This window comes from Caballeronia sp. SEWSISQ10-4 2, assembly GCF_030464885.1.
In the GTDB taxonomy this organism is placed as follows: Bacteria; Pseudomonadota; Gammaproteobacteria; order Burkholderiales; family Burkholderiaceae; genus Caballeronia.
In genome coordinates this window covers 1-7,365 of record NZ_JALPRJ010000168.1, presented here as the reverse complement: position 1 = coordinate 7,365, position 7,365 = coordinate 1, and the positions used below count along the sequence as shown (strand labels likewise).

Sequence of the window (7,365 nt, the reverse complement as noted above, 5' to 3'; positions counted from 1 at the left end):
ATGGCAAAGGTACGGCTGGGACGAGCCGTGTAAATCGAGAGGTTTACGCACGGTTCTGTGGGCGGCTGGTGGTGAAATTCCACCGGCCGACCCGGCAGCGACCGTGGAAAAGTCAGCCGTTGAGGATGGCAGGTAAGTATTGAGAAGATGAACGAAAGTGAACCGTCCGATGACGCATCGTTATTGCCTTAAAGCACTGTCAAAACTGGGGACGACTTCCAGCTCCAGGATAAGTCGGGACGATACCTGCTTACGGTCCCGATGGCAGTCGGTGTATAGGCGGCATGATCTCAATACAGGCTTTGGTACGGAACGTGAGAACCTTGCTCTGGATGTGAAGGAAAATGACAAGTGGCAGACACCATGAGAAAGAATACCGATGCCAGAGTGAGGGGCGGAGCTGCCCGTAGTAGTGTTGAAGCCGTTGTAATGACGGTGGAGCGAAGGGGCGGCGTTATCCGGTTGACGAAGGTCACCAACCTGCATTGCGGGGATGAGTGACGTGACATCAACAAAACCCTATTGCATAGCAAGGCGTATGGTGTGGGAAGCGTATCAACTGGTGAGGGCTAACCGCGGCGCTGCCGGCGTGGACGAGGAAACGATCGCCATGTTCGAGCAGAACTTATCGGGAAATCTTTACAAGCTGTGGAACCGGATGTCGTCGGGGTCGTACTTCCCGCCGCCGGTTAAGCAGGTTGAAATTCCGAAGGCCAAGGGCGGCACTAGGAAGTTGGGCGTGCCCGCGATGAAATGCCGCGCCATGCAGGCTTTATATCTGTTGGCGTTGGAACCCGTTGCGGAAACCACCGCCGATCTGAATTCTTATGGGTTCAGGCCGGAACGCTCGACGGCTGACGCTGGAGGACAATGCTTCATTTCTCTGGCAAAGAAGGCGAGTGCGGAATGGGTGCTGGAGGCCGACATCCAAGGCTGTTTCGACAAAATTTCCCACGACTGGATGATCGCCAATATCCCCACGGACAAGGTGATCCTAACGAAGTGGCTCAAAGCGGGATATGTGTATCAAAACGAACTCTTCCCCACTGACGCCGGCACCCCGCAAGGGGGAATTATTTCACCGGCGGCAGCCAACATGACACTCGATGGCCTCGAAGCGATGCTAGCGGAAAAATTCCCGCGAGCGAAACCGAGGGGACTGAAAATGAACATGGTGCGTTACGCGGACGATTTCATTATTACCGGCCACTCGAAAGAGTGGCTGGAACGTGAGGTCAGGCCCGCAGTAGTCGAATTTCTGGCGGAACGCGGGTTGGTCTTATCGCCAGAAAAGACCAGAATAACGCACATCAAGGATGGGTTTGATTTCCTCGGATGGAACATTCGCAAGTACAACGGCAAGCTACTGATGAAACCGTCGAAAGCGAACGTCAAGGCGCATCTTGACAAAATTCGTGAAATCATCAAGGCCAACAAGACGGCTAAACAGGCGAGCCTGATAAGGCTGCTCAATCCTGTTCTCCGAGGATGGGCGCAATACCACAGCCACGTAGTCGCCAAGAAAGCCTTCGATCGAGTTGATCACGAGGTCTGGTCAATGCTATGGCGATGGGCGGTAAGAAGGCACCCTAAAAAAGGAGCCCGATGGGTGAAGCTCAAATACTTCAAGACCCAAGGTTTCCGGGACTGGGTATTTGCCGCCACAGAAAACAAAGAGGATGGCACGACAAGAGAGGTCATCTTGCTCAAGGAATCGGATACGCCAATAAAACGGCATATCAAGATCAAAGCGGGCGCCAATCCGCACGATCTGCAATGGGCGCCGTACTTCGAATCCCGATGGGGTAAGAAGATGCTGAACTCGGTACGAGGTCGCCATAAGCTGTACCGCGTCTGGCTAAGGCAAGATGGCCTGTGTTCTAACTGTCAGCAGCCCATCACGATGAACACCCGCTGGGATGTTGCGCATATCGTGAAGCAAGCTGATGGCGGGACGGATGCAGCCAGCAATCTCCAAGTGCACCATCTCAATTGCCGTAGAAATCCGCAGTATGCCGGAAGATGAAGTTGTGCTACCGGGTGTCGATAGATGCCTTTGTAGAGGCTTGAGCCGTATGCTCCTAAAGGCGCACGTACGGTTCTTAGGGGGCAGCAGCGCAGCAATGCGCTGTTGCTACCCGACCAGGACCATCGGGCCATCAAACGCATCACCCGGCCAATGCTTGGGTTCAAGGAATTTGGCTGCGCTCGCGTCATTCTCAGTGGCATTGAAATAATGCACATGATCAAGAAGGGGCAGATGAAATGCTCAGGAAAAATCCGTTGTCCGCCGCTCAGCAGTTCTACTCGCTCGATTCATAAGTAATCCTTGTCATATCGCAATTACTCGACTCGCTGGTCTTACTGCGACGTAACCCTCGAGATTCTTTACGCCGTTTCAACGGCTGCTTGAGGAAAGAACGATTGGTTCGCTTGGCAACGAGAACTTTGCGATGAATGACGCGACGCCACCTCAACGGAATAGACGATAATTCGGAGCCGTGCAACACGGGCTGTGTTAAAGCGATAGTTGGCAATTTTTCCATCAAAGCGAAAAGCGACATTTTGGGTCAACTATTGCTTAAATGGTCAACCGCGCACGCAGCGAAATCCCGCATACACATATTGATAATGTGCCTGAAACCAGTTGCGAAAACTCGGTCTCAGCATGCATGCCGCCGTGCGTGGCGAACCACCTTTGAGCACGTAATGCTGGTCGTCGTAGAAGTTCGCGGAGTAACCCAGATAGAACGGAAACGGCTCGAATCCGGGTAACGGCCCGAAGGTCGTCGACGTCCATTCCCAACCGTTGCCGAACTGCCCGACCACGCCCGCCGCGCTGCGATTTTCCGGGTGGGCATGGACCGGTGAAGGCTCCCATCGGCGGAAATCGAAATTGCCTTGCTGAGCGTGCGGGGCATTCGGGGCAAACTCGGCGGCGCGTTGCCATTGTGCTTCCGTCGGCAGCGATTTGCCCGCCCACTTCGCGTAGGCGCTGGCTTCGGCGTGGCTCACATACACCGGCCAGTCTGCAGGCAGCGCGATCTCGTCAAACATGGTTCGCAGCTTCCAGCCGGCGCCGTCCAATCCTTCGGATGACTTATCACGCACCCAGAACGCCGGTTTGTTAATGCCTTCACGTTCCTTCCAGGCCCAGTCACTCTCACGCCAGTAATCGCAATGCTCATAACCGCCGGCATCAATGAAATCCAGCCAGTCCGCGTTCGTGACCATATAGCGGTCCATCTCGAACGCGGGCACCTCCACGCGTTGTTCACCGAACTCGTTGTCCCAGCCGAACGTGCCGCTGTCGCGTGCGAGGCCGAGCGTCGCCACGCCGGCGGGCACGTGGACCATTTCGCGCGCGAGGGTCTTGTCGAGCGGATGTGCCGCGGTGTTTTCCGTGACCGTCGGTCCGGTTTTCTGGTGCAGCGGCAATTGATGCAGCATGTACGCGAGCGTTTCCGCGTGCATCAGCCGATGTTCGATCGCGACCTCCAGCAGCGTTTCGGGCGCGTTTTCCAAAGCGCCGGAATTGCCGCGCTTATCTTCAAGCTTTGTAATTTCGACGGGGTCGAAACGCGCATCGATATCATCGCGAATCTGCTGAACATAGGCGCGAATGGTGGCAAGCGTCGGCCAGTCGTGCGGCTGATCGCTTGGCAGGCCGTCATCGACCGGATCAATGCCGAACGCAAATAACTGATCGAACTCGGGATTGGGGCTGGGCAGGTCGAAGAGGCGCTGATCGAACAGATTCCGATCGAAGGCGTCCAGATGCCCGATGTAGAACACGATCCGATGCCGCTCGGCAATCGGGCGTTCATACAGGAATTCGGGTTTGACGATGGAGAACAGCGTGTCAGTAGTCTGACGTGCTTCGCGCAAGCGGGCGAGCAGCGGATGCAACGGGGTAGGTTCGCGATTCATTTCGCTCTTGTCTCCGGGCATGGGCCGATGCAAAACGATTAATCGTAGCAGAGGGCATGCCAAGTGCGCTTAGACCACCAGCGCATAGCCGGCTAGATCGCGCGCAGACCGTCGAAGTCGAGGATCTGGATAAGCTTGCCGTTTGCATCGATGAGACCCATTGCCTGAAAACGCGACAGCGTCCGGCTGACCGTTTCAAGCGTGATGCCGAGAAAACTGCCCATGTCGTCGCGCGTGAGACGCAGGTTGAATTCGTTGCCGGCGTAACCGCGGTGTTTCAGCCGGGCGGACAGATCGAGCAGCAGGGCGGCGACACGCTCGTCGGCGCGCAAGGTGCCGAGGATCAGGGTTTGCGTCGACTTCCGGACAATTTCGCGGCTCAGCAATTGCAGCAACCTGCGCTGGAGGGCGCTGGTTTCGCGGCAGGCGCGTTCGAAATGCACATGCGGAATCAGGCAGACTGAACTGTCTTCGAGCGCGACGGCGTGACATGCGTGCAGGCCAGTGTCGAAAGCTTCGAGGCCGAGTGCGTCGCCGCCGAGATGGAGGCCCATGACCTGCTCGCGGCCGTTGCCGTTCGCCGCTGATACCACCGTCTTGAGCGAGCCCGAGCGAACGGCGTAGAGGGTGTCGAAGGTGTCGCCGACGTGAAACAGCGTTTCGCCGCGCTTGATCGTGCGAGCGTTGACGATGACCTTCTGGAGCGCGTTGACGTCCTCGGAGGACAAACCTTGCGGCAGGCAGTAGTGCTGCAGGGCGCAGGTTGAACAATGGGCGGCGTGACGCGAGGGCGCGTTCGAAAGAGGGGCGGAAGCCCCGTGGACGGTTGGCATGGTTCGCTCGCTTTTTAGTTCGTTTTGATCTGGAACAAGGAAATTGTCCCATCGATGCCATGCGCCCCCGGGTGGCAAAACGTCGCGCGATAAAGGCCTTTACCTTTATGAAGCTGGTGCTTCGTCGCTGCCGGCGGCTGAAGGAATCAGCAGCACCGGTAGCGTCGCCTGCCGCAAACACCTTTCCGCGACACTGCCGAGTATCAGCCGCTGGAAACCCTTTCGGCCGTGCGTGCCCATTACAAGCAGATCCGCGCTGAACGCCGCGGCGGCCTTGAGCACTAGATCGGCCACATCGTCCATGGAGGAAGCCTCACCGATCGCCACTGAGCCCTCTACGCCGCGCCGTTTCATCGCGGCGAACGCTTCGTCGCCGAGTTTGGCGCCCCGGGCGGCGAGTTCGTCGCGCAGGACCGAGGGATCGTAGCCCGGCACGTCGTAATAAACCGGCGCGCTTTCCACCACGTAATACGGTTGCAGCACAGCGCCATGCGTGGCGGCGAGTTCCAGCGCGGACTCGAACGCGCGGTGCGAGGTGCGGCTGCCGTCGATGGCCACGACGATTCGTTTGAACATACCGTTCTCCTTGAGCGGTTGAAACGCACGCGACGTGCATGCGACGGTTTTATCGATGAAAACAGTCGCGCCTGATTACCGAGCTTACAAATTTTACGACCGTACTAATCTGACGAACGTTCCCCTTTTGTCGATGCACGGCCGATCCTGACCAACCGGACAAAATAATGCCGTCATACAATCCGGGGCTTGATGTTGGTATTTAATCCCTCTTTTCATTTTCCTAACTCACCCAGCCCGTGTCCCAGTCCGCTGCTACGTCTCCTCCCGAATCTGCAACTCCTCTGCCTTTCCGTAACGCTCTCCTCGCGATGCTCGGCATCGGTCTGGTCAATATGCTGGTCGCACTCGACCAGACCGTGGTGAGTACGGCGCTGCCGTCGATCATCGCGGAATTGCATGGTTTCGAGTATTACGCATGGATTGCGAGCGCGTATTTGCTGGCGTCGGTGGTGACGGTGCCGGTATTCGGCCGGCTCGGCGATTATTTTGGCCGCAAACGTTTCGTGATTGCCGCGGTGCTGACGTTCACGGCGGCTTCCGTGTTGTGTGGTGTGGCCAACGACATGCTGTTCCTGGTCATCGCGCGCGGTTTGCAGGGGGTGGGCGGCGGGATGATGGTCGGCACGGCGTTCGCGTCGATTCCCGATCTATTCCCCGATCCGCGCTTGCGGGTGCGCTGGCAGGTGGTGATGGCGGCGTCATACGGCATTGGAACCGCCGCGGGGCCGTCGCTGGGCGGCTGGATGAGCGAGCACTGGGGATGGCGTTCCACCTTCCTGATCAACCTGCCGGTGGGCATCGCCGCGTTTTATTTCATCTGGGCGCATTTGCCGAACTTTCGTCGGCCGCGTGAGGGCGCGGTGAAGATCGACTGGCTGGGCGCGGGGCTGGTTGCGTTGGTGCTGGGCGGTTTGCAGACATTCATCGAAGCCGTGCCAAAGAGCGGGCTGACCACGGGGAACGTGGTGCTTGCCGCCTGTGTGACGGTTGGCGCGGTGGCGTTGTTGATCTGCGAGCGTCGCGCAACGCATCCGATCATTCCGCTCGATCTGTTCAAGGATCCGCAGCTCGTCACGTTATTCACGTTGTCCACGCTGTCGGGCTTCGTGATGTTTTCGCTGATCTTTTTTGCGCCGCTTCTGCTGCAGGGCGGGTTTGGTTTATCGCCGCAGGAAGCGGGTTTATTGGCAACGCCGATTGCGATGTTTATTGCCATCGGCAGTTTTATCAACACGCGCATCGTGATTCATTTACGCAAGCCGACGTTCATCTTGTCGATTGGATTCACGTTGCTGATGTTCGCGTGTATTGCGTTGGCGTTTGCCAGCGCTTCCACGCCGCATATCTGGATCGAGATCCCGATGGCGGGGATTGGTATTGGCCTGGGTTTCGTGCTGAATAACCTGAATGTCTTCGGGCAGGAGATTGCCGGGCGCGAGCGGTTTGGCATTACTACTGCGTTGTTGCAATCGACGCGTATGGTCGGCGGGATGCTGGGGACCAGCGTGGTCGCGACGATCGTGCAGCATCATTACCGGGATGTCATCACGCGCACGTTGAGAGTGCTTGGCGAACCGGCGAGTTCGGCGTGGCTGCCAAGGTTCGACGATCCACGGATCCTGATCGATTCGGCGTTGCGGGGGAAGTTGCTGGCCGATCTGGTGCCCGCCGGGCTGGATGGTCCGGCGCTGATTGAGAGCGCCCGGGAGGTGCTCGTGCAGTCGATTCACATCGGGGTGGCGCTGACCGCGGTGGCGGCGTTATCGGCGGTGCTGATGGTGCGAAGGGTTTCGCATATTACGTTTCGGAAGGGTTAAGGGTGGGGTTTTCGCTCGCGCTCGGAGGGGGTGGTCGCTGGCGCTCGTTGGTCGGGGGTGGTGCCGGGGTGGTGCTTTCGGCGTCCGTGGCCGCCACGCACAGTGACTAATAGTGATAAAGAGAACATCCAACATATAACGACCGCAGGCCTAACAGGCTGCGGAAATACAGGCCGACTTTACTGAACCATGAGCTTGATCAGAAT

At 57.8% G+C, this 7,365-nt stretch carries 5 protein-coding genes and 1 pseudogene; 3 read left to right on the top strand and 3 right to left on the bottom strand.

Annotated features, from left to right (window positions below; genetic code table 11):
- The first annotated feature begins 502 nt into the window (after positions 1 to 502).
- The gene (gene ltrA, locus M0D69_RS42940) at positions 503 to 2,026 is read left to right on the top strand and encodes a group II intron reverse transcriptase/maturase (protein ID WP_301787860.1); all 1,524 of its coding nucleotides are present in this window, start codon (positions 503 to 505) and stop codon (positions 2,024 to 2,026) included.
- Positions 2,027 to 2,134: 108 nt separating this feature from the next.
- A pseudogene (locus tag M0D69_RS42935) lies at positions 2,135 to 2,322 on the top strand (DDE-type integrase/transposase/recombinase); the annotation flags it as partial.
- Between the two features lie 267 nt (positions 2,323 to 2,589).
- Here M0D69_RS42935 and M0D69_RS42930 read toward each other — a convergent pair.
- The 3 genes from M0D69_RS42930 to M0D69_RS42920 form a co-directional block, all read right to left on the bottom strand.
- A complete protein-coding gene (locus tag M0D69_RS42930; protein WP_301787859.1) occupies positions 2,590 to 3,930 on the bottom strand; it encodes an SUMF1/EgtB/PvdO family nonheme iron enzyme in 1,341 nt (446 codons plus the stop codon).
- 92 nt (positions 3,931 to 4,022) lie between these two features.
- A complete protein-coding gene (locus M0D69_RS42925) occupies positions 4,023 to 4,763 on the bottom strand; it encodes a helix-turn-helix domain-containing protein (protein ID WP_301787858.1) in 741 nt (246 codons plus the stop codon).
- 105 nt (positions 4,764 to 4,868) lie between these two features.
- Positions 4,869 to 5,339 (bottom strand): universal stress protein, encoded by a 471-nt coding sequence (locus M0D69_RS42920; RefSeq protein WP_301787857.1) that lies wholly within the window; start codon positions 5,337 to 5,339, stop codon positions 4,869 to 4,871.
- Positions 5,340 to 5,650: 311 nt separating this feature from the next.
- On the opposite strand from M0D69_RS42920, the gene M0D69_RS42915 reads away from it, so the two are divergent.
- A complete protein-coding gene (locus M0D69_RS42915) occupies positions 5,651 to 7,159 on the top strand; it encodes an MFS transporter (RefSeq protein ID WP_301787856.1) in 1,509 nt (502 codons plus the stop codon).
- The last annotated feature ends 206 nt before the right edge of the window (positions 7,160 to 7,365 follow it).

Coding starts and splice junctions, on each gene's coding strand:
- M0D69_RS42930 (WP_301787859.1), bottom strand. CDS start 3,930: ATGAATCGCGAACCTACCCCGTTGCATCCGCTGCTCGCCCGCTTGCGC.
- M0D69_RS42925 (WP_301787858.1), bottom strand. CDS start 4,763: ATGCCAACCGTCCACGGGGCTTCCGCCCCTCTTTCGAACGCGCCCTCG.
- M0D69_RS42915 (WP_301787856.1), top strand. CDS start 5,651: ATGCTCGGCATCGGTCTGGTCAATATGCTGGTCGCACTCGACCAGACC.
- M0D69_RS42920 (WP_301787857.1), bottom strand. CDS start 5,339: ATGTTCAAACGAATCGTCGTGGCCATCGACGGCAGCCGCACCTCGCAC.